This window comes from Acidobacteriota bacterium (genome assembly GCA_033549365.1).
GTDB lineage: Bacteria > Acidobacteriota > Aminicenantia > Aminicenantales > Saccharicenantaceae > JAWSUF01.
Genome location: JAWSUF010000003.1, coordinates 354,935 through 377,868, shown reverse-complemented (window position 1 = coordinate 377,868; position 22,934 = coordinate 354,935). Strand labels below are relative to the sequence as shown.

The 22,934-nt window shown below is 61.9% G+C and carries 18 protein-coding genes and 1 pseudogene; 7 read left to right on the top strand and 12 right to left on the bottom strand.

Annotated elements, in window-relative coordinates; genetic code table 11:
* Positions 1 to 56: 56 nt before the first annotated feature.
* Positions 57 to 248, bottom strand: a pseudogene (locus SCM96_06925) (DPP IV N-terminal domain-containing protein).
* Between the two features lie 573 nt (positions 249 to 821).
* On the opposite strand from SCM96_06925, the gene SCM96_06920 reads away from it, so the two are divergent.
* From SCM96_06920 to SCM96_06900, 5 genes are all read left to right on the top strand, one after another.
* Positions 822 to 2,264: a TrkH family potassium uptake protein gene (locus SCM96_06920; protein MDW7760352.1), complete on the top strand. Its 1,443-nt coding sequence runs from the start codon at positions 822 to 824 to the stop codon at positions 2,262 to 2,264.
* 72 nt (positions 2,265 to 2,336) lie between these two features.
* Positions 2,337 to 4,025 carry a gamma-glutamyltransferase gene (gene ggt, locus SCM96_06915; GenBank protein ID MDW7760351.1) on the top strand — a complete coding sequence of 563 codons (1,689 nt, stop codon included), beginning with the start codon at positions 2,337 to 2,339 and terminating at the stop codon, positions 4,023 to 4,025.
* A 96-nt stretch (positions 4,026 to 4,121) separates the two neighbouring features.
* Positions 4,122 to 5,156 (top strand): aspartate/glutamate racemase family protein, encoded by a 1,035-nt coding sequence (locus SCM96_06910; protein MDW7760350.1) that lies wholly within the window; start codon positions 4,122 to 4,124, stop codon positions 5,154 to 5,156.
* A gap of 49 nt (positions 5,157 to 5,205) precedes the next feature.
* Positions 5,206 to 8,439, top strand: a complete 3,234-nt coding sequence (locus SCM96_06905; protein MDW7760349.1) for a sialidase — start codon at positions 5,206 to 5,208, stop codon at positions 8,437 to 8,439.
* Between the two features lies 1 nt (position 8,440).
* Complete coding sequence (locus SCM96_06900) at positions 8,441 to 9,844, top strand: Na+/H+ antiporter NhaC family protein (protein MDW7760348.1); 1,404 nt, start codon at positions 8,441 to 8,443, stop codon at positions 9,842 to 9,844.
* Here SCM96_06900 and SCM96_06895 read toward each other — a convergent pair.
* The 10 genes from SCM96_06895 to SCM96_06850 all read right to left on the bottom strand — a co-directional run bounded on the left by SCM96_06895 (position 9,827) and on the right by SCM96_06850 (position 20,144).
* Positions 9,827 to 10,966 (bottom strand): succinylglutamate desuccinylase, encoded by a 1,140-nt coding sequence (locus tag SCM96_06895; protein ID MDW7760347.1) that lies wholly within the window; start codon positions 10,964 to 10,966, stop codon positions 9,827 to 9,829. The genes SCM96_06900 and SCM96_06895 overlap by 18 nt on opposite strands.
* A 10-nt stretch (positions 10,967 to 10,976) precedes the next feature.
* Entirely contained in the window at positions 10,977 to 11,120 is a 144-nt protein-coding gene (locus SCM96_06890; protein ID MDW7760346.1) for a hypothetical protein, read from the bottom strand.
* Between the two features lie 24 nt (positions 11,121 to 11,144).
* The gene (locus tag SCM96_06885) at positions 11,145 to 12,413 is read right to left on the bottom strand and encodes a TRAP transporter large permease subunit (GenBank protein ID MDW7760345.1); all 1,269 of its coding nucleotides are present in this window, start codon (positions 12,411 to 12,413) and stop codon (positions 11,145 to 11,147) included.
* Positions 12,414 to 12,437: 24 nt separating this feature from the next.
* Positions 12,438 to 13,016 (bottom strand): DUF6305 family protein, encoded by a 579-nt coding sequence (locus SCM96_06880; GenBank protein MDW7760344.1) that lies wholly within the window; start codon positions 13,014 to 13,016, stop codon positions 12,438 to 12,440.
* A gap of 247 nt (positions 13,017 to 13,263) precedes the next feature.
* Positions 13,264 to 14,703 (bottom strand): undecaprenyl-phosphate glucose phosphotransferase, encoded by a 1,440-nt coding sequence (locus SCM96_06875; GenBank protein ID MDW7760343.1) that lies wholly within the window; start codon positions 14,701 to 14,703, stop codon positions 13,264 to 13,266.
* Entirely contained in the window at positions 14,700 to 15,821 is a 1,122-nt protein-coding gene (locus SCM96_06870; GenBank protein MDW7760342.1) for a glycosyltransferase, read from the bottom strand. The genes SCM96_06875 and SCM96_06870 overlap by 4 nt, the downstream gene beginning before the upstream one ends.
* A 31-nt stretch (positions 15,822 to 15,852) precedes the next feature.
* Positions 15,853 to 16,977, bottom strand: a complete 1,125-nt coding sequence (locus SCM96_06865) for a glycosyltransferase (protein ID MDW7760341.1) — start codon at positions 16,975 to 16,977, stop codon at positions 15,853 to 15,855.
* The gene (locus tag SCM96_06860; GenBank protein MDW7760340.1) at positions 16,974 to 17,873 is read right to left on the bottom strand and encodes a glycosyltransferase family 2 protein; all 900 of its coding nucleotides are present in this window, start codon (positions 17,871 to 17,873) and stop codon (positions 16,974 to 16,976) included. The genes SCM96_06865 and SCM96_06860 overlap by 4 nt, the downstream gene beginning before the upstream one ends.
* Positions 17,866 to 19,011, bottom strand: a complete 1,146-nt coding sequence (locus SCM96_06855; GenBank protein ID MDW7760339.1) for a glycosyltransferase family 4 protein — start codon at positions 19,009 to 19,011, stop codon at positions 17,866 to 17,868. Before SCM96_06855 ends, SCM96_06860 begins: the two co-directional genes overlap by 8 nt.
* A complete protein-coding gene (locus tag SCM96_06850; GenBank protein MDW7760338.1) occupies positions 19,008 to 20,144 on the bottom strand; it encodes a glycosyltransferase family 1 protein in 1,137 nt (378 codons plus the stop codon). Before SCM96_06850 ends, SCM96_06855 begins: the two co-directional genes overlap by 4 nt.
* Positions 20,145 to 20,216: 72 nt before the next feature.
* Here SCM96_06850 and SCM96_06845 point away from each other — a divergent pair, with 72 nt between their 5' ends.
* The gene (locus SCM96_06845) at positions 20,217 to 21,455 is read left to right on the top strand and encodes a M20 family metallo-hydrolase (GenBank protein ID MDW7760337.1); all 1,239 of its coding nucleotides are present in this window, start codon (positions 20,217 to 20,219) and stop codon (positions 21,453 to 21,455) included.
* A gap of 9 nt (positions 21,456 to 21,464) precedes the next feature.
* Positions 21,465 to 21,794, top strand: a complete 330-nt coding sequence (gene cutA / locus SCM96_06840; GenBank protein ID MDW7760336.1) for a divalent-cation tolerance protein CutA — start codon at positions 21,465 to 21,467, stop codon at positions 21,792 to 21,794.
* Here cutA and SCM96_06835 read toward each other — a convergent pair.
* Positions 21,739 to 22,743: a histone deacetylase gene (locus SCM96_06835; protein MDW7760335.1), complete on the bottom strand. Its 1,005-nt coding sequence runs from the start codon at positions 22,741 to 22,743 to the stop codon at positions 21,739 to 21,741. The two genes, cutA and SCM96_06835, sit on opposite strands and share 56 nt — an antisense overlap.
* Positions 22,744 to 22,934 lie beyond the last annotated feature (191 nt).

Genomic DNA, 22,934 nt, shown 5'->3' with positions numbered 1-22,934 from the left:
CAGCGCGTTCCAGGCCGGCGGTTCCATGCCGTGCAGGTGGCGGACGAAGAAGTCCATCATCTTCCGCGTTCCGTAGGAGCCGCCCATGCCGTGCGCCGCAATTCCGTGACCGGGGGAAGATCGACCCGCGACCAGGTGTCGAGATAATAAGTCATGTCCGGAGAAAACCGGACGGAGTGGTTGGCGCCGCTTTCGGTCAACACGGTCATCCCCGTGCCGTCGAAGTTGACCCGGCAGGCATGAATGAAGTAGGGGTCCTCACCGGCCCGGAGGCCGCCCCAGGATAGGGGTCGCTCATCGGAGAGTCAGGGCTTTTTCATAATCGGCCGTCGTAACTCCCGGCGGACAAGCCCCGCGGCTGGCTGCGGGGAGCCGGGAGTCGGGGGATCCAAAGGGGTATGCCCCATTGGTCGCAGGGCGGGGTTCAATCCCCGCGGGAGAAAGGGAGGCCGGGAGCGAAGCGACCGTTGGAAGGGGGAAACGCGAAGCGGGTTCACCCTCCAAATTGACCTGGGCCGGAAGGAAAAGACCGAAACCGACCAAAGCCGAAACCAGAGCCGACAATCGAACCGTCCATTTTGACATCATGCGCCTCCTTTCTTTGCTTTTCGTATTTATTTCGGATCCCCTTAGAACCGCCAGGCGGACTTGGAGTCCGGGACGCGCTGATATTTTAAATATCAATTCATGGTAAAATCAAGCGGTTCATTGGATATTGATTTGACTTTGTCGAATAGGCAGGTCTATACTTCCTCATCGGCGCATTGGAGTTCATATCAATATTCATGTCATATTGATCTTTCTGATCCCGAGTCGTTCCTTTGAAAAGCATCATTCAATCCCTTTCGTTTGTCGGCATCTTGCTGGGCGCGGCGTTCCTGCTCAGCGGGGGCGTCGGCTTTCTTCATCACGATGCACCGCGGACCTTTCTGGCGTTTTTTTTAATGGGGGGCGTTTGCTTTCTGGCATCATGGATTTCCTGGCAGGCATCGCCCAGGGGACTCGAAATCCGCATCCGGGAAGCCATCCTCCTGGTTCTCTCGACATGGATTTTCACCGGAATCATCGGCGCCCTGCCGTATCTCGTTCTCGGGATTTGCCGGGACCCGATGTCGGCCCTATTCGAAAGCGTATCCGGCATCACAACGACCGGGGCGTCCGTGCTGTCCAACCTCGAGTCGCTTCCCCGCGCCCTGCTCTTCTGGCGGTCCCTGACTCATTTCCTCGGCGGAGTGGGAATTCTGGTCATGTTCATCGCCGTTTTGCCCTTTGTCGGCACCGGGGCGATGCAGCTCTATCGAACGGAGTCAACCGGGCCCATTTCCGAAAAGATCACGGCCCGCATTGCGGATACAGCCCGGATCATGGTGGGCATCTATCTTCTTTTCAATGTCCTTTGCGCGGCGGCTCTCCGGGTCTGCGGTCTCTCCTGGTTCGACGCGGTCTGTCATGCTTTCGGCACAATTGCTACGGGAGGATTCTCCACGCGCAGCGAGAGCATCGCGGCGTTTCACAACCCAGCCGTGGAGTGGGTGATCGCCTTTTTCATGTTCATCTCCGCCGTCAGCTTCGTCATCCATTTCCGCGCCTTGCGTGGAGATGTTCTCAGCTACTTGAGAAGCCAGGAAGTCCGGTTTTTTGTCTTGCTCGGCGCCGCATCGGCCGCGCTGGCTTCAATTTTTATTGTTCAAAAGACGGAAACCGGCCTTATGACGGGCATTCGGAATGCGGTTTTTCAGACGGTCTCTCTGTTTTCGACAACGGGATTCACTACGGCGGATTACGATGTCTGGCCCGATGCCGTCAAGCTGACATTGCTGACCTTGATGATCATCGGCGGTTGTGCGGGATCGACTTCCGGCGCCGTGAAAAGCGTGCGATTCGTCGTGGCCGGAAAATTGATCGCCCGGCGTTTCGGGAACATGCTGCACCCGGCCCGGGTTCAGGCCATTAAGCTCGACGGCCGCGTCATCGATAATGACAGCGCCGGCCGCGCAGCCTTTTATATCTTCCTTTACTTTTTCGTGTTGTGCGTCGCCTCGGTCTTCGTCGGCTTCTTTTCCCAGGACATCCTGACCGCCGTGTCCGCAGTCATCGCCTGCCTCGGGGGGGTCGGCCCGGGCATGTCCGGAGCCGGACCTTCGGAAACTTATGCTCTCTTTCCGGCCGCGGCCAAAATGGGTCTGATCGTCTGCATGCTTTTGGGCCGGCTGGAAATCTATATTTGTCTCGTCGTCTTCACTCCGGGGTTCTGGAAGACGTGATCCCGTTCCGTAAAGGCCGTTTCAAGACCGGCGGCGTTGACAGCCGTTCCGGCGAGGTGATATCTTCTCTTCATGGATTTCGCGAAAACCGCAGCGGGCCGATTCACAGCCGTTCCGATCGCGATTCTCGTCCTGTCCGCTTTTTCCTGCTCCGGTGAACAGCCGGCCGGGCCCGGCGATGCCGTCGCCGAAACGGCCATGGTCGCCTCCGCCCACCCCGCCGCATCGGCCGCCGGACTCGAGATCCTGAAAAAAGGCGGAAACGCCGTCGACGCCGCCGTGGCCGCGGCCTTCGCCCTGTCCATCGCCGAACCCCATGCTTCCGGAATCGGCGGCGGCGGCTTCATGATCATCAAGACGGCGGATACGCCGGAGGCGGTCATGATCGATTACCGGGAAACCGCACCCCGGCGGGCGACGCCGGAATATTATTACGATCCGGAGCGGGATTTCGACACCCGGACATCCCGGGGTCCGGACGGCGCGGGCGTTCCGGGTCTCGTCGCCGGAGCGGCCCTGGCCCTCGAAAACTACGGCACGATGAGCCTGGCCGAAGTTCTCGAACCCGCGATCCGCCTGGCCCGCGAGGGCTTCACCGTCAGCTCCAATCTTCAGGCTGTCATCGTCGACGAGATCGAAAAAATCATGGCTTTCCCCGCGGCGGAAGCCTTATTCCTGCCCGATGGTCTGCCTCCCGAACCCGGGGATATTCTAAAAAACGAAGATCTGGCCTTGACCCTGGAACAAATCGCCGCGGAGGGACCCACCCCCTTCTATGAAGGGGAAATCGCAATCGCCATGGCCGCTGAAATCGCCGCTCTGGGAGGTATCCTCGATCTCGACGACCTCAAGGCCTACCAAGCTCGCATCCGCCGACCCGTTCTGGGATCCTATCGCGGCTTTGAGATTGTCTCCGCAGCTCCGCCTTCGGGCGGCGGCACCCATCTCATCCAGATCCTCAATATCCTGGAAGGTTTCGACATCGCGACTCTGGGTTTCGGCACGGCCCCCTATCTCCATGTCCTGGCCGAAGCCATGAAACCGGCCTTCGCCGACAAGGCGGCCCATTCCGGGGATCCGGATTTCCATGCTTTCCCCATCGACGTTTTGACGAATAAGGCGTACGCCGAGGCCGTTCGAAGAAAAATCCGGGAGGGCGAAGCCCGTTTCGACCATCGGTCTCTCGAATCCGTCGGACTCGAAAGCGAAAACACGTCCCACCTTTCGGTCGTCGACGGCCGCGGCAACGCCGTCGCCCTGACCCAGAGCATCAACTCCTTTTTCGGTTCAGGCGTCGTGGTCTCGGGAACGGGGATCCTGCTCAACAACCACATGGCCGATTTCGATGCGCAGCCGGGCGGAACGAACGCCATCGGTCCGGGCCGGCGGCCGGCCAGCAGCATTGCGCCGACGCTGGTTTTCAAGGACGGACAACCGTTGCTGGTCCTCGGGTCGCCGGGCGCCCTGAGGATCATCTCGGCCCTCGCTCAGATCATCGTCAACATCGTCGATTTCGGCATGGGCCTGGACGAGGCCATCGAGGCGCCCCGGATCCATGCCGCGGGCCGGACCCTGTCCGTCGAGGGCCGAATCGCGGAGGATGTCATCGAAACGCTCCGGTCCTGGGGGCACACGATCCGGGTTTATCCGGATTTCGATGCCTATTTCGGGGGCGCTCAGGGCATTCGGATCGACCCAAAGAGCCGAAAGCTCCATGGAGGCGCCGACTCGCGGCGCGACGGCGTCGCGGTCGGGTATTGAATGCCGGGACTCTCTTCAACATGATGGGATCCGGCGAAAACGACGGAAGCGGCCGGCGCGGCGGTAGGCGATACCTGAAGCGGAAAAGAGGTTGACATGAAAAAACGATTCGTCCCGGGATGGATTGTTGCGGTCGTCCTGACCGCCCTTTTTGCGGCGGCCTGCGGCGCTCCGGCCCCGAGCCGGGAGGCCATGATTGAGGATGTCCTTCAAAACAGGGAGGACGTCGTCATCGTCGTCACCGACTCCGGCCTGGGCGGGCTGTCCGTCGCGGCCGAACTGGCCGCCCGGCTTCCCGAAAGCGGAATTTTCCGCCGGGCCCGCATCGTTTTCTACAACGCCCTCTTTCACGATATCGGCTACAACGGCCTCGAATCCGAAGCGGAGAAAGCCCGGATTTTCGACGCCGTCCTCAAGGCCATGGACAAGCGCTATCGTCCCGATCTCCTGCTCATCGCCTGCAACACCCTGTCGGTCGTCTACGAAAACACGAAGTTTTCCCGCCGGGCGCCGTTTCCCGTCGTCGGCATTCTCGAGGCGGGCGTGGATCTCATCGCCGATCAATTCGAAAAAACCCCCGAGGCGATGGCCGTCGTCTTCGCCACCCGGACGACCATCGCTTCGGAAGCTCATAAAAACCGGCTGGTCGCGCGCGGCATTCCGGCCGGACGCATCGTCGGCCAGGCCTGCCACCTTCTGGCCGGGGCCATCGAGCGCGGGCCGGAGAGCGAGGAAACCTCGGCCTTGATCCGGCAGTTCGTCGGCGAAGCCCTGGAAAAGGCCGGCGACTCGAGCCGCCCGATCTTCGGAAGCTTCAACTGCACCCATTACGGTTATGCCCGCGAGACCTTCGCCGCGGCCTTCGCCGAGGCCGGGGTCCCGGACATCGAGCTTCTCGATCCGAACCCCCGCATGATCGATTTCATGTTCCGTCTTCCCTACCTTCACCGGTTCCTGAAAACAGACGTCGAGGTCAAAGTCGTCTCCAAGTTGAAGATCACCGAAGACGAGCGGGCGGCGATCGGTCCGCTCATCGCGGCCGTCTCTCCGGCCGCGGCCGAGGCCCTGGACGAATACCGCCTCGATCCCGAACTGTTCAAGGTCCGCTTCAAACCGCCCGATTCAAAATAGCGCCGCATCCCGACATGCGACGCCGGAAAACATCCATGAAGGGAGACCCATGACAACCGCCAGCCGAAAAATCCTCGCCGCCGGAATCCTCCTCTGCCTGACCCTCATTCTGCCCGCCGGAGGCCGATCCCAGTCCAAACCCTCAGCGCCCGCCGAACCCGATCTCTTCGGCCGGCTCAAATACCGGCATATCGGACCGGTCGGAAACCGCGTGATCGCCGTCGCAGGCATCCCGGGCGATCCCTCCGTTTACTATATCGGAGCGGCCTCGGGAGGCATTTTCAAGACCACGGACGGCGGCGCAACCTGGAACCCCATCTTCGACGCCCAGCCGGTCTCTTCGGTCGGAGCGCTGGCCGTCGCCCCATCCGATCCCAACATCGTCTGGGCGGGAACCGGGGAAACCTTCATCCGGAGCAACGTCTCGCAAGGCGACGGCATCTACAAGTCCGAGGACGCCGGAAAGACCTGGACCCGCATGGGTCTCGAAAACACCGGCCGGATCGGCCGCGTCCTCATCGATCCCCGGAATCCCGACGTCGTCTTCGCCGCGGCCATGGGGCATTGCTACGGTCCCCAGCAGGACCGCGGCGTTTTCCGAACGACGGACAGCGGAAAAAGTTGGGAGCAGGTGCTCTTCGTCGACGAAAACACGGGCTGCTCGGACATCGCCATGGACCCCAACAATCCACGGATTCTCTTCGCCGGGATGTGGCCGATGTTCATCCGAACCTGGGGCCGCTGGAGCGGCGGTCCGGGCGGCGGCCTGCACGTCTCCCGGGACGGCGGAACGACCTGGCAAAAGCTCCAGGGACGCGGCCTGCCGTCGACCGAAATCGGCAAGGTCGCCCTGGCCGTCTCCCCGAGCGATTCGGAACGCATCTACGCCCTCATCGAAACCGCGGACGAGGGCCTCTGGCGTTCGGACAACGGGGGAGCGAGCTGGACCCACGTCAACCGCGACCACGCTCTCCTCAACCGGCCGCTCTACTACACGCGTCTCATCGTCTCGCCGTCGAACGCCGACGAGGTCTATTTCCCGGCGACCGGTTTCCACATGACCAAGGACGGCGGCAAAACCATCCAGCGCTTCAGCGTCTGGGGCGGCGACCACCACGACATGTGGATCGATCCGGCCGACCCCGACCGCATGATCGTCGGCAACGATCAGGGCATCGCGCTCAGCACGAACCGGGGCAAAACCTGGCGCGGCATCGAACTGCCCATCGCCCAGATGTACCACGGCACGACGGACAACCGGATCCCCTACTATGTCTACGGCAACCGCCAGGACGGAACCTCCTACCGCGTGCCGAGCAACAGCCGGACGGGCGGGACCATTCCGCGGGGGCTGTGGCATCCGGTGGGCGGATTCGAATCCGGCCACGCCATGGTCGACCCGGTGGACAACAACATCATCTGGTCCGGAAATTACGACGGCATGCTCGACCGCTTCGACCTCCGGACGATGCAGAGCCGCGCCGTCAGCGTCCGGCCCGAAAGTATCCAGGGTTGGGCGGCCGAAGACGTCAAATACCGTTTTCAGTGGACGTTTCCGATCGCGATTTCGCCCCACGACCACAACCGGGTCTACGTCGGCAGCCAGTTCGTCCATCAGACGACGGACGGCGGCCACAGTTGGCGGGTCATCAGCCCCGACCTCAGCACGAACGATCCCGAAAAAATGCAAATCACGGGCGGCATCACGGTCGACGACGCAAGCCCCCTCTATACCTGCACGCTCTTTGCCATCGCCGAGTCGCCGCTTTCCGACGGCGAGATCTGGGCCGGAACGAACGACGGCCTGCTTCACGTGACGCGCGACGGCGGAAAGACCTGGACCAACCTGACGAAGAACATCCCCAACCTACCCCCCTGGGGGACCGTCAGCAACATCGAACCCTCCCGCCACAGTCAGGGGACCTGCTATGTCACCTTCGACCTTCATCAGGTCAACGACAGAAATCCCTACGTCTATAAAACCGCCGATTACGGAAAGTCCTGGAAAAACATCAGTTCGAATATTCCCCGGACCCACCTGAGCTACGCCCACTGCGTGCGGGAAGATCCGGTTCGGGAAGGGCTTCTCTACCTCGGCGTCGAAAACGCCCTCTATGTCTCCTTCGACGACGGCGGGCGCTGGTTGCCTCTTCAGTCGAATCTCCCCCATGCCCCCATCCACTGGCTGGAGATCCAGAGCCACTTCAACGACCTCGTCGCGGCCACTTACGGCCGGGGATTCTGGATCCTGGACGACATCACGCCGCTTCAACAGCGGACGGCGGAGGTCGCCGGATCGGACGTCCACCTTTTCGCCCCGCGGCCGGCCTACCGCTTCCAGAGCGTGGCCGCGCCCACGGGAGCGCCGAACGATCCCAGTTTCGGCCGGAACCCTCCCTACGGGGCCTCCCTCAATTATCAACTGAAGGCCGAGCCCGAAGGGGAGGTCGTCATCACCATCCTGAATGCCGAAGGGCGCGTGGTCCGGACCCTGAAGACCGAAGTTCCCGAAGAGGGGGCGGATGACGGCGGGCGGCCGGCGGAACGTTTCAGCGTGCCCAAGAGCGCCGGGATCAACCGGATCTGGTGGGATTTGCGCTGGGACCGCACGGATGAGATCCGGCTGTGGACGCCGGCCGTCGGCCACGAGCATGCCGGCGTGGGAGAAAAAGGTTGGCGGCGTTTTCCCCTGGGCCGTTTCCAGCGAGGCCCGCTTGTCGAACCGGGAACCTACACCGTCAAGCTTACGGTGGCCGACAGGGAAATGACACAAACCCTGGTTGTCCGAAAGGATCCCAATACCGCGGGAAGCGAGGCTGACGTCCGGGCCGCAACCGGACTTCTTCTCGACATACACGCCATGACCAACACCTCGGCCTCCCTGATCAATCGGGCCGAACTCATCCGCAAGCAGCTCGCCGATCTCGCCCTCGTCCTGAAGGATCATCCCGAAAGCGAACCGATTCTCGCGGCCGCCCGCGCCCTGGACAAAAAGATCATCGACTTCGAGGACTTTTTCTTCCCCGTGGGGCTCACAGGCTCAGGCGACAGCCTGCGCTGGCCCGACAAGTTCTATGCCAAACTCGGCTTTCTGGCCCGCCATGTAGCCGCCGGCGATTTTCCGCCAACGACCCAGCAGATCGAAGTCCACGCCCAAATGAAAAGCCAACTGGCCGAGCGGGAAGCGGATTTCAAAAATATCGTCGAGGACGATCTCGGAGCTTTGAACCAGATGCTGCGGGAGAAAGACATCCCGCATGTCGTCTCCCGGTTCGAAAAATAAAATGACAAAAGCCCGCCGGACCCTGAACACCTACGCCCTGGTCTTCGCCATCATCGTTTTCGTGGCCGTTCTGACCTGGGTTGTTCCCGGCGGCGTCTATGAGCGCCAGGTCGTCGACGGACGCGAGGTCGTCAAAGCCGATTCGTTCCAGAGGGTCCCGGCCAAGCCTCAGGGGCCGTTTGCCGTCCTTATCGCCCCGGTCCGGGGTTTCGCCGACCCGTCCGTGGCGCTGATCGTCGGGTTCGTGCTCATCGTCGGCGGGGTGTTTTCCGTGATGACGAAAACCGGGGCGGTCGAGGCGCTCATCCGGTCGGCGGCCGGAGCCTATCGCCGCCACCCTCTTGTCGAAAAGCTCTTCATCCCCGTCTTCATGGTTCTCTTTTCCATCGCCGGCGCGACGTTCGGCATGAGCGAGGAAGTCATTCCCTTCGTTCTGCTCTTCATCCCCCTGGCGCTGTCCCTCGGTTACGACAGCGTGACCGGCGTCATGATCCCCTTCATCGGGGCCGGGGCCGGTTTCGCGGGCGCTTTCATGAACCCCTTCACCGTGGGCATCGCCCAGGGCATCGCCGAACTGCCGCTCTTTTCCGGGTTCGTCTATCGCATCGTCTGCTGGGTCGTCGTCACCGCGGTCTGCACCTGGTTCGTGGCCCGCTACGCCCGCAAAATCAAGGCCGACCCCAAGCGAAGCATCACTTACGAGGCCGACCGGGAAAAGCGGGCCGGGCTGAAACTCGACCCGGCCGAAGCCGGGGAAAAGACGAACCTCCGGCACAAGCTGGTCGGCCTGACGCTTCTTCTGGGCCTCGGCGTCATGATCTTCGGCGTCCTCGAATACGGCTGGTATATCGACAAGATCACGGCCGTCTTCCTGGGCATCGGGCTTGCGGCGGGGGTCGTCGGCGGGCTGCGGATCGACGAGTTCACGGACGCTTTCATTCAGGGGGCGAAGGATCTTGTGGGGACGGTCCTGATCATCGTTCTGGCCCGGGGCATCCTCTACATCGCCCAGGACGGCCGGATCATCGACTCCATTCTCCAGGCCATGGCCTCCGCCGTCCAGGGCGCTCACCCGGCGATTTCGGCCAACGGCATGTTCATCGTCCAGAGTCTCATCAACTTTTTCATCCCCTCGGGAAGCGCCAAAGCCGCTTTGACCATGCCGGTCATGGTGCCTCTGGCCGATTTGACGGGGATTTCGCGCCAGGTCGCCGTTCTGGCCTACCAGTTCGGCGACGGTTTCTCGAACATGATCGTTCCGACCTCGGCCATCACCATGACCGTCCTCACAAGCGGCGGCATCCCCTTCGAAAAATGGCTCAAGGTCGTCTGGCGCCTGCAGGTCGTGCTGTTTCTGACCGGGTTTGCCCTGCTCGGTGCGGCCGTCTTATTTCATTGGAAATAGGAGAAAGGCGCCGGCGCCGCGCTCGAGGACTTCGGTCCAATCCGGAAGACCGGCGAATTCGACGGTTTTATCAGGGTCCGTCTCGGCCAGGCTTTCGAGGAGGGCCCGGACGCCGGCCAGATGGCGGGCGACGCGGACGCTCATGGGAACTCCGCCCTCGTCATAGGGCGTAAAAAGGCGTCCGAGCGATGCGGCTTTCAGGTAGAACTTGTCCTTTCCCTCGACGACAAGCGCTTCATCCGTCCGCCCTTTGAGCCGTCCCTGGACGGGATTGGGAGTCTCGAGAAGGACAGCCCGAATTCCGGCCGCATCGCCCCATTCGCGGTGGCTCAGGCCGCGCAGATTGGGCGGCGAGGCTTCGAGGCGCAAATCCAGACCTTCGAATTGGAGATTCATCTGGGCCAGGGCGGCGACATCGGCGCTGTCTTCGTGAAAGACGATGGCATTGATGACCGGGTATTCGGGCGACGACTCATGAAGATCGATGCCGATGTCGATCTCTTCCCTGCGAATGAGCTCCATGATCCCGAAGGCGATTTTTTCGGTCAGGGTTCCGGCGGCACGGCCGGGAAAGGACCGGTTGAGGTTTCGGACCTCGGCGCCAGAGAGCATCTGCCCGGCCGGATTCTCATAGAGTGTGGGGTCGGGCCACTGGTGGACGGGGTTGGTCAAACGCGAGCCCAGACGGAAAGTGCGGCGTCCGCCCGGGACCTCGATGTCGAATCTCTGAGGATAACCTTCCTGGGGATCGCTGCAGGTAAACGCGCTGGCGTTGGCCCGGGGAATGACGACAACCTTGCCGGACGTCACACTGAGATTCTCGGCGATCAGCACCGAAGCGACGAATCCGGCCGGCTCATTGGCGTGGACGCCGCCGGCAATCAAAACGGCGCCGCCCGGCTCTTCTCCTTCGAAAATAAAAACATCGGTGTCACCCGCCGTTCCCCGAAGGCCCGCGAAGTAATCGCTGAGTCTCGCTTGCCGCGTCAATCCCGGGGCGGGATGGATCGGCTCGACGTTTTTCATGCTTCGGAAGGCCGCCGCCGAGACGATGGCCGCGGTCAGCCCGAGCGCAAAAAGACCCGCCGCCGTCCACCGGTTGCCTTTCCAGTCTCCAATCACGGTTGTCTCCCTATTTGATCAACAGCAGGCGGAGCGTGAAAAGAACGAGCACAATAACGGCGCCCGCCTGGTTCCAGAATTTTTTTTCGCGAAAAAGATAGAGGCCGACGTGAAGGGCGAAGAAGAGGACGATCACCCGATATACAAATTCCATAAGCATGTTCATGATGGAATCAGGTCATATCACCTTATCAATATAAGGAGCCAGGAGGAGGACGCCGAGACCGGCGGCCATGATGAAGAGGGCCGGGACAAGGCAGTATTTGAGGATGCGCATGTAATTCTCCTCCTCGACGACCTGGGCTGCGAAAATTCCGGCCAGGGCCGTCGGCGGGACGAGATCCCCCAATCCGGCCACGGCCGAGAGGGCCGTCGACGTCAGAACGGCGTTCTTTTCAATCATGGCCAGAATGAAGGGCACGCCCAGAATGGAGCTCGCCCCGTAGGACGAGATGCCTCCGAATCCGGCGAGCCCCAGGGCGATCGCCGGATAGAGAAACGCGCTCGGCAGAGACAGCAGGGCCATGACGATCCAGCCCCGGGCCCCGGTCAGCGTCATGACCTGAATGAACATGCCGACTCCGGCCAGGATGGCCAGGATGGGCATGGCCTCATCGACCGCCTTCCGGGCCGCCGCCCACAGGTTGAACCGCCGCCCGCAGACAAGGCCGAGAAGGCTTCCCACCATGAAAATGCCCGGGATGCCGATGTCCGGCATGATCTTGACGAGGAGCCGCTGCCCCAGCATGAGACCCACGACCACGGCGAGCGGCAGATAAAGGCGCCAACCGAACTCCGGGAAAAAAGACCGGGGCAGAATGGCCGTCATCTCTTTCTCGTCGACGGCCCGGATATCCCGAAGCCCGATCCACAGGGGAATGATCACAGCCGGCGGGATGACGATCAGAAGAAGCGGAATCGTGACGCCGACATACGGCATGTCCACGCCGCCGCCCATGATCATGACCAGGATGTTGATGGGCGGGGCGATCATCCCCAGAATGGCGGTCATGGCGATGAACGCCCCCGTCTTGAGACGCGGCAATCCCAGTCTCATGAGCACGGGCGCAACAAGCGGACCCGAGGTCAGGACGCCGGCCGTCGACGAGCCCGTGATCATTCCGGGAAACATGACCAGAAGGGCCGACGTGAACAGAAGGAGGGCCTTTCTCCGGTAAAATGTTTTCAGCAGCGACGCAGCCAGGCTGTCGAGACCGCCCGAGGCCTGGAAGACCTTCATGAAGAGGACGGCCGAGAGAATGATGAGCATGACGTCGAAGAAGCCGAAGCCGCCTTCGACGAGATGGCGGACCGGAAGGCCCCGTCCCCCAGTGAGCGCACCGGCCGCGGCCGCAAGAAAGAGGCTTGCACCGATCGGAATCCGGACCGCCGCCGCGGCCAGAACGAAGACGGCCGCCATGATAATGAAAACGAAGGCTTCCAGCACGCGCTGCGGACTTTCCCCGGGTCTCTAATCCTTCGGTTTGAAGACGGACTTCAGCGGCTCGGCGCCTTCGGCCGTCTTTTCGATCTCAACCAGAGGGATGTCGTTTTCTTCACATATCCGGGTGAACAGCCCGTCGTGGTTTCCGGATTTGAGGACAAGGGCCCAGGCTGCGGAGGGGAGAACCTCGACGATCATTTCGTCGGTGAGCTGGCCCCGGCGCTGTTCTCCGCCGAGATGCAGGACAAGAACCGGGATGTTTCTTTTTGCGGCCTCGGCCAGCAGGTCTTTGACCCTGTCTTTCTCTTTGGCCGTGTCGATTCCCGCCGCTCCGAGGCCCTTCAGGCTGGCCCCGACAACAACGGCCAGGCTTTTTGCGCCGCCGGCCAGGTCGCCGGCCGCGGCGACTTTGGACAGAGTATGGTCGATCCCGGCCCGCTTGGCCAGGATGACGGCCAGTTGGACGTCCGGGCTCTGTCCGGCCGAGGTGATGAGAAGCGGTGCCTCAAAAAGACCGTTCGCATTCTGCCCCGAAGCCGGGAGGGGAACAGGCGACGTGAAAACAAGAACGACCGCGGCCGTGAGAACGATTCGCAACAGCGTCATCACAAACTCCATTCGAAAATTTCCTAAGTCCAGGTTTAGCCTGATCTATTCACGAGTCGAGGCGGCCGCAGATGCAAGGCGCGGAGGGTGAAGTGTTTGATGCGGTCGGATCGGCTCGCCCGAAGGGTAAGAATGCCGGTAATTCCGGGAACAAATTCCGGGAATCGGATGTTAAGCCGGGACGCCGGAGATCTTTCTGATTTCACATGAGCTTGATTACACATCGGCATTCTTTGAATAGACCAGGCTAGAGGGATTTGTCAATGAATCCCTTCCGGAGCGTTTTCCAGAGGATCTTCAAATCCAGCGAGAACGACCAGTTCTGGATATAAAAGAAATCGTATTCGAGCCTCTTCTCGATGGACGTGTCCTGCCGCAGGCCGTGGACCTGGGCCCAACCGGTGATCCCCGACTTGACCTTGTGGCGGAGCATGTATTTGGGGATCCGTTCCACGAAATCCTTGACGAACGCCGGCCGTTCCGGACGCGGGCCGACCAGGCTCATATGGCCCCTGAGAACATTGGCGAGCTGGGGAAATTCATCGATGCTGTATTTTCTGAGGACGCGGCCGATTCGCGTCATCCGCGGATCGTCCGGGCAGCTCATGACCGGCCCGGAGCAGGCCTCGGCATCGCAGACCATGGTCCGGAACTTGATGATCGTGAATTTCCGGCCGTCGAGCCCGACCCGGACCTGTTTGTAAAAAACAGGGCCCCGCGAGGTCAATTTGACCAGCAGGGCGACGACCAGGAACAGCGGCGACAGGATGATCAGAAGCACGGCCGAGGCGACGATATCAAAGATCCTCTTGAAGGCCCTCCGGATGCCTCTCAAGGGCACATCGTCGATGGAGATCACGGGAAATCCGTCCAGGTCCTGGACGTTGGCCTTGAGCGTCAGCAACTGGAACAGGTCGGGAATCAGGCGGACATTGACGGAATGCTTGTTGACGATCCGGAAGATTTCGAGAATCCGGGCGTAGTTCGAAAGATCGAGAGCCACATAGATGTCGTGAATGTCCTGCTCCCCGATCACCCGGTCCAGATCGGACAGGCGGCCGAGAATGGTCACGCCGCCGTCGACGTCGATGATTTTGCCCTCGGGTTTGTCGTCGTCGAGGAATCCCTTGACCGCAAAGCCGAGGTCATGGTAAAGCACGAGTTTCTGGGCCAGGGCCCGGCCCATGTCCCCCGCCCCGACGATCAGGACGTTGGTCAGATTGAGGCCCCGGGCATAGCGGCGCTTCATGAAAAAGTAGATCTGGCTTCTGAGGAAGGTGATGGTGATGATGACGGCCGCGAAATAGACGACCAGAAAGCCCCGAGAAATTTCGAAGGCCGGATCGGCTCCGCCGCTTCCGTAGACGCTCCAGTAGCTCAGGAGAGCCAGGGCGGCCAGCGTCGTCAGGACGGCGTTCAAAACGATGGAGAAGAAATCGTCGATCTGGGTCCGCTTGAGGCGCGAGCGGTAAAAGCCCTGCAGGTAGAAAATCGCCAGATGAAGGGCGAGAAACAACGGAAAGACCATCGCATAGGACTTGAGCGTGGGAATGCCCTTGACCGGGTCGACGGGAACGATATAGGCATGAAACCGGAAGGCGTAGGAGTAGAAAAACGAGCACAGGATGGCCAGGACATCGCTCGTAATGTAGAGCAGGATCAGCCGGACTTTTTTTTCGTTGATCATCGGTCGGCGAAGCCGGCGGCCTTCCATTTGGCCCGGAGGAAACCGGACATCTTCTCCTTGAAAACCTGTCTGGAAAATTTCATGGCGTTGGATCGAGCGGCGGCCTTATTAAATGCGAAGCCGTCGAATTTGTCAAGGACGCGAAGGAGGGCGGCGACCGAGGACTCGTTGAAGAGAAGTCCGGTCTCTCCGGGAACGACGGTCTCCAGGGCCCCTCCGCGGCCCAGGGCGACAACGGGCGTGCCGCAGGCCTGAGCCTCCAGCACGGCGATCCCGAAATCCTCCTCACCCGGCAGAAGAAAGGTCCGCGCCCCCCGATACAAGCGGCGGAGCTCGACATCATCGACACGGTCGACGAAGGCGATATTCGATCGGGCGGCCTTGCGCAGACGGCGGGATTCCGGTCCCGTCCCGACAATGACGAGCCTCCGGCCCAACTTATTGTATGCGGCGACCGCCAGATCGAGCCGCTTGTAGGGCACGAGGGCCGAGACGATCAGGTCGTAGTCGTCCTTGCGGCCGTCTTCGCCGGGCGTGAAGAACTCCGTGTCCACCGGCGGGTGGACGACCTCGGCCGGCCGGCGGTAATATTTTTCGATGCGCCGGGCGACATTGACCGAATTGGCCGCGAAATGGTCGACCCGGGCGGAAGAGGCGACGTCCCAGAGCCTCAGGTAGTGAATGACGGGCGGAATCGTCCATCGGCCGAGAGGAGACAACCGGGTGGAGGAGAAATAGGCGGAGTACTGGTTCCAGGCGTATCTGACCGGAGAATGGACATAGGAAACATGCAGGGCATCGGGCCGGGGGATGGCGCCTTTGGCCACGCAGTGGGAGGACGAGACGACCAGGTCGAATTCCTGAAGGTCGAAGAGTTCGACCGCAAGAGGAAAAAGCGGCAGATAGGAACGGTATTTTTTTCGGACGAAGGGAAGCTTCTGGATGAACGCCGTCCGGATTTCCAGGTTCTCGATGGCCTTGGGTTGGCTGCCCGGAATATGGAGCAGCGTATGGATCACGGCCCGGGGAAAGATTTCGGCCAGAACCTCGAGGACCTTTTCCCCGCCTCTGAGGCCCGTCAGCCAGTCGTGAACCAGGGCGACCCGGGCATTTTCCATGGGGGGAAATTATAGTCCAAACCCGCCCGGCTCACAACCCGCCGCGGATTTCAAGATACAGAGCTCCGGTTTCCTCCATCATGCGGTCCATGGAAAACAGTTTGGGGATGGCGGCCCGCGCGTTGTTGCCGAGGCGGGCGGCCAGGTCCCCGTCGTCCAACAGGCGGAGGACGGCCCGGGCCAGGGCCTCAGGATCCGCGACGGGAACCCGGAGTCCCGTCTCACCGTCCTTCAGGACCTCGCGAACGCCGTCGATGTCCGTGACGACGATGGGTTTGCCCAGAGCCGCGGCCTCGACCAGGACATAAGGCAGTCCCTCCCACAGGGAAGGCAAGACAAAGACGTCGAAAAGAGACAGGATATCCCGGGCATCCGGGCGCTCTGCGGCCAGCCGGAATTTTCCGCAAAGCCCGGCTCTCCCGATCGCCGCCTCGATCGCCTTCCGCAGAGGTCCTCCGCCGACCACGACGAACCGGGCATCGGGCCGTTCTCGAAGGATCCGGGCCGCCGCCCCGATAAAATGAATGACGCCCTTCTGCCGGTGGAGCCGGGACACGGCGCCGACGACCGGACCGCCCTCCAGGCCGAGATCCCGCCGCAGTTTGTCCTTGATCGCGGCCGCGGGTTCAGGCCGGGTTGGGACGCCGTTTCGGATGAGTTTGATGCGCTCGGGCGGCGCCAGACGCAAACGCCGGGCCGCGGCCCTGTCGGCTTCCGAAACAACAACGACGGCGTCGGTCGATTTCGAACACCGCCGTTCCAGGACGATCATGGCCCGCTTGAGAACCGGGTTCCGGTAGTGGAGGTAATGGATGCCGTGGAGCGTATGGACGACGGCGGGGATGCGGGCTCGATGCGCAGCCGCCCGGCCTGCCAGGCCGGCCACGCCGCCATGTGTGTGAACGATATCAAACCGTCCCTCTTCGAGAACGGCGGCCAGCTTCCGGACACCCCGGCCCGGGACCCGCGGAAAATCGAAGGGGATATGCGGGATGCCGCGTTGCCGGAGTTCCGCTTCAAGCGGCCCTCCCCCGCCCGAACAGACGGCGGTTTCGAAGCTTTCCGGATCCAGTCCCGCGGCCAGATTGAAAACGGTGATCTGCCCGCCGCCGAGAAACGGCCGGTCGATCATTTCCAGAACTCGAAGCCGTCTCATGGCGAGTCTCCCCTGTTTTTCAGAAGCCGGAGGAAGTCCGAGCGGACCGGGTCGGTTTCCCGTCCGGGCGGCGGCTTCCGCGGCAGGAACAGGAAACTCAGCCCCAGGTAGGCCTTGAGCAGGGCCAGAGACAGGGCGGAGTTGTGCTTGCGGTAGAACAGAATCTGGCTTTTCCGGTATTCGTACCGGGCCCGCAAAGGAGCGGCCGCGGCCGAGGCTCCCCCTTCGTGAAAGGACGGCGCTCCCGGCGCGTAGACGACCTTCCAGCCAGCCTGCTTGATACGCAGGCAAAGATCGATATCCTCGAAATAAAGGAAAAACTTTTCGTCGAAGCCGCCGGCTTTCTCCAACGCCTCGCGCCGGACGAGAAGAAAAGCGCCGCTCACCCAATCGACGGAGCTGACGTTCCGGCCTCGTCCCGCGGTCCGGCGAAGGCGGCGGTTGAGCAGGGACTTGCGGAAAAGCTCCCGGAAAAATGTGTTCTTTTTCCCATACGACACCTGGTAGATCCCGGGTCCCTGCAGGAGGGCCGGGCCGGCCGCCCCAATCGCCGGATCTTCATCCAGACCGTCGCGGAGCCGCTCCAATGTTCCGGCGGCGAGAACGACATCGGTATTCATAAAAAGAATATGCTTTCCGCGGCAGGCGCGCCAACCCCGGTTGTTTGCGGCGCTGAAACCCGGATTGCCTTCATTCCGGATGATGCGCACCCAGGGATAGGCGGCCTCCGCCGCCTCCGGACTTCCGTCCGTCGAGCCGTTGTCGACGACGATGACTTCGACATCCATGTTCCGGGTCCGTTCGTGGACGGCATCCAGACAGACCTGAAGAAACAGCCCGCCGTTATAGTTCACCAGGATGATGGACAGAGCGGGTCCGGGCGTTTTATCAGGCAAGGACATCCTCCAGGATACGCTCGATTTCTTCGACCTGGGCCGCCAGACTTCGCTCGGCGGCCGTCCGTTCGGCGGCCCGGGCGGCGATCCGCCGCGCCTCGTCCGGATCATCCAGGATGCGGGACAGAGCGGCGGCCAGTCCGGCCGCCGTAGCGTCCTCGGACAAAAACCCCGTCTCTCCGGGGATGACGAATTCCTTCAAGCCTCCCTCGGGAACGGCCAGAACCGGAACGCCGGCCACCATGGCTTCGAGGGCCGCCCGGCCGAAGGATTCCACACGGGAGGGAACGACGAGAACATCCACAAGGCCGAAAAGATTCCGGAGATCGTTTCGAAATCCGGTGAAAACGACCCGGCCCCTCAGGGTTTCGGATGCGGCCGCCTTTTCGAGGCGGGCGGCGTAACGGCGGTCGGCCGGATCTCCGATAACGAGAATCTTAAGCCGCGGCTGGGAGGGCAACAGGCTTTCGACGGCCCGGAGAGCCTCCATCTGCCCTTTATCCGGATAGATCTTGCCGACGACGGCGACGATTTTGTCTTCGCTTTCAATCCCGAATTCGGCGCGCAGGGCGTCCCGATCTCCGGAAGGCCGGGCCGCGTCGATGCCGACGGGAACAAGCCGGACGGCCGGCACTCCTCCGAAAGCCCGGGCCGTCTCAAGCGAATTGACGGCGACGACGGCCGAAAGACGCCGGATCCGCCGGACAAGCCTCCGGCGGCCGAAAAGATAACGCAGGATGGGCCGCGGGCCGTCGAGCACCTCATGAACAAGCCAGACATGAGGGCGGTTCGTTTTTCGAGCGGCCAGGGCCCCCGCAAAAGAGGCCGCGGAATTGGAAAAAACAGCCGCCGCATTTTCTTCCCGGATCCAGGCGGCCAGGCGGCGCACGCCGGCTGCGTTCCAGACCCGGACCGGAAGCTGTTTCCAGACTTTTCCCCGCTCGGTTAGCCACCATTTCATGGGGATGACGCGGGCCGGGACTCCGGCCTCTCCGGCGGCCTGAACGAGGGGACCGGACCGGGGAACGGCGAGAAGCGGCCGGAAGCGGGAACGGTCGATTTTCCGGAGAGTTTCAAGAAGCATCCGCTCGGCGCCGTTCAGCTCGGCGGCGTGGGAAACAAAGAGGATCGTCTTCATCCGCCGCCCACGATCCGTTTGTAGAATGCGAGAGTGGCCGCGGCCGTCCGGTCCCAGGTCAACTCGGCCGCCCGGGCCCGGCCCGCCGCAATCCTGTCTCGCCGCAGAGTCTCGTCTTCATAGAGGCGGGAGACGGCCTCGGCCATGCCCTCGATGTCGGCGGGATCGAAATACAAGGGAGCGTCTCCGCCGACCTCGGGAAGGGCGCCGGCGGCGGAGACGGCCACAGGAAGCTCCGAAGCCATGGCTTCGGCCAGCGGCAGACCGAATCCCTCGAGAAAAGAGGGAACGACGAGCAACCGGGCCAAACGGTAAAGGATCCGAAGCTCGAGGTCTGAAACATATCCCGTGAAAATGACCCGGTCCTCGAGCCCCCGGCCGGCAATCATTTCCCGGACACGGCCCGAGTCTCCGCCCTCACGGCCGGCGATGACAAGCGGCGCCCGCAGCCCCCGGTCACGGATGATCCGCATGGCCTCGACGAGGCCGGGCAGGTTTTTCCGCGGTTCGACGGCCCCCACGAAAAGCACGAATTCCGAAGGCAGGCCGAGACGCTTTTGAGTTTGTTCGAGATCCTCCCGGGCCGGGGGAACCGAATAATCTCCGCCCACACCAAGCAGCGCGGCCTCGACCTTGTCCGCGTCCAACCCGAACCTGTCCAGGACGGCGGCGCGGGTGAATCGGGAAATGGTCAGGACCCCGTCGGCCGCCCGCAGGGATTTTTCCGCCTTGCGGACGAAAACCCGGCGGGCTTCGGTGTCGGCCTTTTCCGGCTCGTCCAGAAAAAACAGATCGCAGACGGTGACGACGGTTCGTCCCCGCGTCGGCAGAATGAGCGGCGTCGGCGAATGAGCCAGGTCCAGGCGGCCCCCGGCGAAAACATCGAGAGGCGGCCAGCCGAGTTCCTGCCACAGGAAATTCACGGCCCGGACGGGCAGGCGGCAATCTTTCAGGCGGACATTGGGAAGAGGCGGAACGGCGGAGGCGGGAAATCGGTCTTTCCAGGACGACGAAAAAAGAAAGTACTCGTGGCTCCTGTCGATCCTCGCCAGGCGGTCGACGAGGTTCCGGATATAGACACCGACCCCCGTCTCTTCTCGGAGGGAGGGTCTGACGTCCAGCCCGATGCGCATCTTCCGGTAATGTAGCCGCCCCCCCTGGAAAAGTCAAGAAACCTCTGATATATTGAATTTTGGAGGGACAGCATGAATCATAATAAAACTTTGGCCCGCCTCTTCAAAAGAATCGACGGCTTCCGCGACGAGATGATCGATTTACAGATCCGTCTGTGCGCCATCCCGGCCATCGATCCTTCAAGCGGGGGCGAAGGCGAAGCCCGGAAAGCCGAGTTTCTGGTGTCCCGGCTGAAAGATTTCGGTCTCGGCGACATCCAGGTCATCAAAGCGCCCGATCTTGACGCCCCGGACGGCTACCGGCCCAATGTTCTGGCCGTCGCCAAGGGCCGCAGTTCGGCCCGGACGACATGGGTCATGACCCACACCGATGTCGTGCCTCCTGGAGAGTTATCCCTCTGGCGGGGCGACCCGTTCAAAGCCTGGGTGGAAAAGGGCCGCATTTACGGGCGCGGCGTCGAGGACAACCAGCAGGAGATGGTCGCTTCGCTGTTTGCTCTCAAGGCCCTCCATGTGGAAAAGATCGTCCCGGCCACGGACATCGGGATCGCCCTGGCGGCCGACGAGGAAACGGGGAACAAGAAGGGCATCGATTATGTCCTGAAAAACACCCGCGCCTTCCGGAAAAAAGACCTCATCATCGTCCCCGATGCGGGAAACCCCCAGGGCACCATGATCGAGGTGGCCGAAAAGAGCATTCTCTGGCTGAAAATCAAAACACAGGGCAAACAGGCCCACGGCTCGACTCCGGAAAAGGGCATCAACAGCTTCCGGGCGGCGGCCTACCTCATCCGGGAGCTGGACAAGCTTTACAAGACCTACAGGAAATCCGATCCCCTCTTCGATCCGCCGATTTCGACTTTCGAACCGACCAAGAAAGATCCCAACGTCCCCAACATCAACACCATTCCCGGCGAGGATGTCTTTTACATGGACTGCCGCATCCTGCCTGGTTACAAAATCGACGCCGTACGGAAATCCGTTCGGGACATCGCCGCGGGAATCGCCAAGTCCTTTAAAGTGAAGATCTCCGTCGACGTCGTCCAGGCCGCGCCCGCGGCCCCGCCGACGCCGACCGACGCCCCGGTCGTTCTGGCGCTCAAGAAAGCCGTCAAGGCCGTCATGGGCAAAACGGCCAAGCCGGCCGGGATCGGCGGCGGCACCGTCGCGGCCTACTTCCGGAGAGCGGGATTCCATGCGGCCTGCTGGTCCAAGATCGACGAGACCGCCCACCAACCCAACGAATACTGCGTCATCGACAACATGGTCAACGGCAGCAAGGTCTACGCCCATGTCTTTCTGCAGGAGTGAGGCGGAGTCATGAACGGCGCCGAAGCCCTCATCGTTCTGACGACGGTTCCCGACCTGAAAACGGGCCGGACCATTGCGCGCGCGGTTGTGGAAAAGCGGCTGGCCGCCTGCGTCCACATCGCGCCGGCCGGCGCGTCGCTGTACTGGTGGGAGGGGAAGATCGCCGAGGAAGCCGAACACACGCTGATCATCAAGACGCGGCCGGATCTCTACGATGCGCTCGAGGCCGGCATCAGGGCCGTCCACCCTTACACCGTTCCGGAAATCCTCGCCGTCCCCGCGGTCAATGGGTCCCGTTCCTATCTCGACTGGATCCGCGACGAAACTCGGCCGGGATAGCCTTCACTTGGGCCCGCCGGGCCGCCTTGACGGTGTTGACGTGGACTTCCGCGACATCCTCGACTGAGGCGGCGTAGCCCCCGGCCAGAACGACGGCCGCGGGGATGCCGAGTTTCCGGGCGCTCTCCAGGACGATCCGGTCCCTTTCCATGAGCCCTTCGACGGTCAGACGCAACCCTCCGAGCTGGTCCCTCTCATAGGGATCGGCGCCGGCCAGGTAAAAGACAAAATCGGGTTCGAATTCCCGGAACAGGCGAGGAAAATGGGACCGGAGCCGCCCGAGATATTCCTCATCTCCGTCCCCCGACCACATCTCGACATCGAGGGAACCGGCCGGCTTCTCGGCGGGATAAATGTCCATCTGGTGAATGGAAAACGTAAAAACATCGTCCGTCCGGACGAAAACGGCTGCCGTGCCGTTTCCCTGATGGAGATCGCAGTCGACGATCATGGCCTTCCGGATCAGGTTCTCGGAACGGAGTTTTTCGACGGCCACGGCCACGTCGTTGAACAGGCAGAATCCCTCGCCGTGATCCGGGAAGGCATGGTGAAACCCACCTCCGATGTGAATCGCGCAGCCGTCCTCGAGAGCCAGGCGGGCGGTCAGGATCGTCCCGCCGACCTGGAGACGGAAAAAGCGGACGAGATCCGCGGAAAACGGCAGTTCGAGCACCCCCAATTCGTAGGCCGACAACGTTCCGTCCGCGATTTTCTTCAAGTAGCGGGGGGTGTGGACGAGCCGGAGGTCGTCATCCGAGGCGGGCTCGGGCTCAATAAAGACATTGCGGCCGGCCCCCATGGCCATGAGGCGCTCCATGATGATCCGGTACTTCCGGACGGGGAAGACATGCTTCCCGATATCGATCATCCAGTAGTCTTTGCAGTAAACGATCTTGAAGGGGAAGCGCCGGCCGGCGAACACGCGCATGAAGCTCAGGAAGCCGTTCATGAAGGATCAACCATACCAGAAAACGCCCGCCCGGTAAACCGGCGAGGCCCACGAAGATATTTAGGGTTTTTCACGCCGTTCATTCGCAGTCCCGGAAGGCGCCTGCGGAACTCGCACACAGGATCAAGACCTGCAAGCGATCCGACGCGTCCATAGACTTATCCGATTGACGAATCTTGCTCAGACATCCT

What these genes read in the sequence shown, in the direction of transcription:
- ggt (MDW7760351.1), top strand. Translation starts at nt 2,337, where the DNA reads ATGGATTTCGCGAAAACCGCAGCGGGCCGATTCACAGCCGTTCCGATC.
- SCM96_06910 (MDW7760350.1), top strand. Translation starts at nt 4,122, where the DNA reads ATGAAAAAACGATTCGTCCCGGGATGGATTGTTGCGGTCGTCCTGACC.
- SCM96_06905 (MDW7760349.1), top strand. Translation starts at nt 5,206, where the DNA reads ATGACAACCGCCAGCCGAAAAATCCTCGCCGCCGGAATCCTCCTCTGC.
- SCM96_06900 (MDW7760348.1), top strand. Translation starts at nt 8,441, where the DNA reads ATGACAAAAGCCCGCCGGACCCTGAACACCTACGCCCTGGTCTTCGCC.
- SCM96_06890 (MDW7760346.1), bottom strand. Translation starts at nt 11,120, where the DNA reads ATGGAATTTGTATATCGGGTGATCGTCCTCTTCTTCGCCCTTCACGTC.
- SCM96_06880 (MDW7760344.1), bottom strand. Translation starts at nt 13,016, where the DNA reads ATGACGCTGTTGCGAATCGTTCTCACGGCCGCGGTCGTTCTTGTTTTC.
- SCM96_06875 (MDW7760343.1), bottom strand. Translation starts at nt 14,703, where the DNA reads ATGATCAACGAAAAAAAAGTCCGGCTGATCCTGCTCTACATTACGAGC.
- SCM96_06870 (MDW7760342.1), bottom strand. Translation starts at nt 15,821, where the DNA reads ATGGAAAATGCCCGGGTCGCCCTGGTTCACGACTGGCTGACGGGCCTC.
- SCM96_06865 (MDW7760341.1), bottom strand. Translation starts at nt 16,977, where the DNA reads ATGAGACGGCTTCGAGTTCTGGAAATGATCGACCGGCCGTTTCTCGGC.
- SCM96_06855 (MDW7760339.1), bottom strand. Translation starts at nt 19,011, where the DNA reads ATGAAGACGATCCTCTTTGTTTCCCACGCCGCCGAGCTGAACGGCGCC.
- SCM96_06850 (MDW7760338.1), bottom strand. Translation starts at nt 20,144, where the DNA reads ATGCGCATCGGGCTGGACGTCAGACCCTCCCTCCGAGAAGAGACGGGG.
- SCM96_06845 (MDW7760337.1), top strand. Translation starts at nt 20,217, where the DNA reads ATGAATCATAATAAAACTTTGGCCCGCCTCTTCAAAAGAATCGACGGC.
- cutA (MDW7760336.1), top strand. Translation starts at nt 21,465, where the DNA reads ATGAACGGCGCCGAAGCCCTCATCGTTCTGACGACGGTTCCCGACCTG.
- SCM96_06835 (MDW7760335.1), bottom strand. Translation starts at nt 22,743, where the DNA reads ATGAACGGCTTCCTGAGCTTCATGCGCGTGTTCGCCGGCCGGCGCTTC.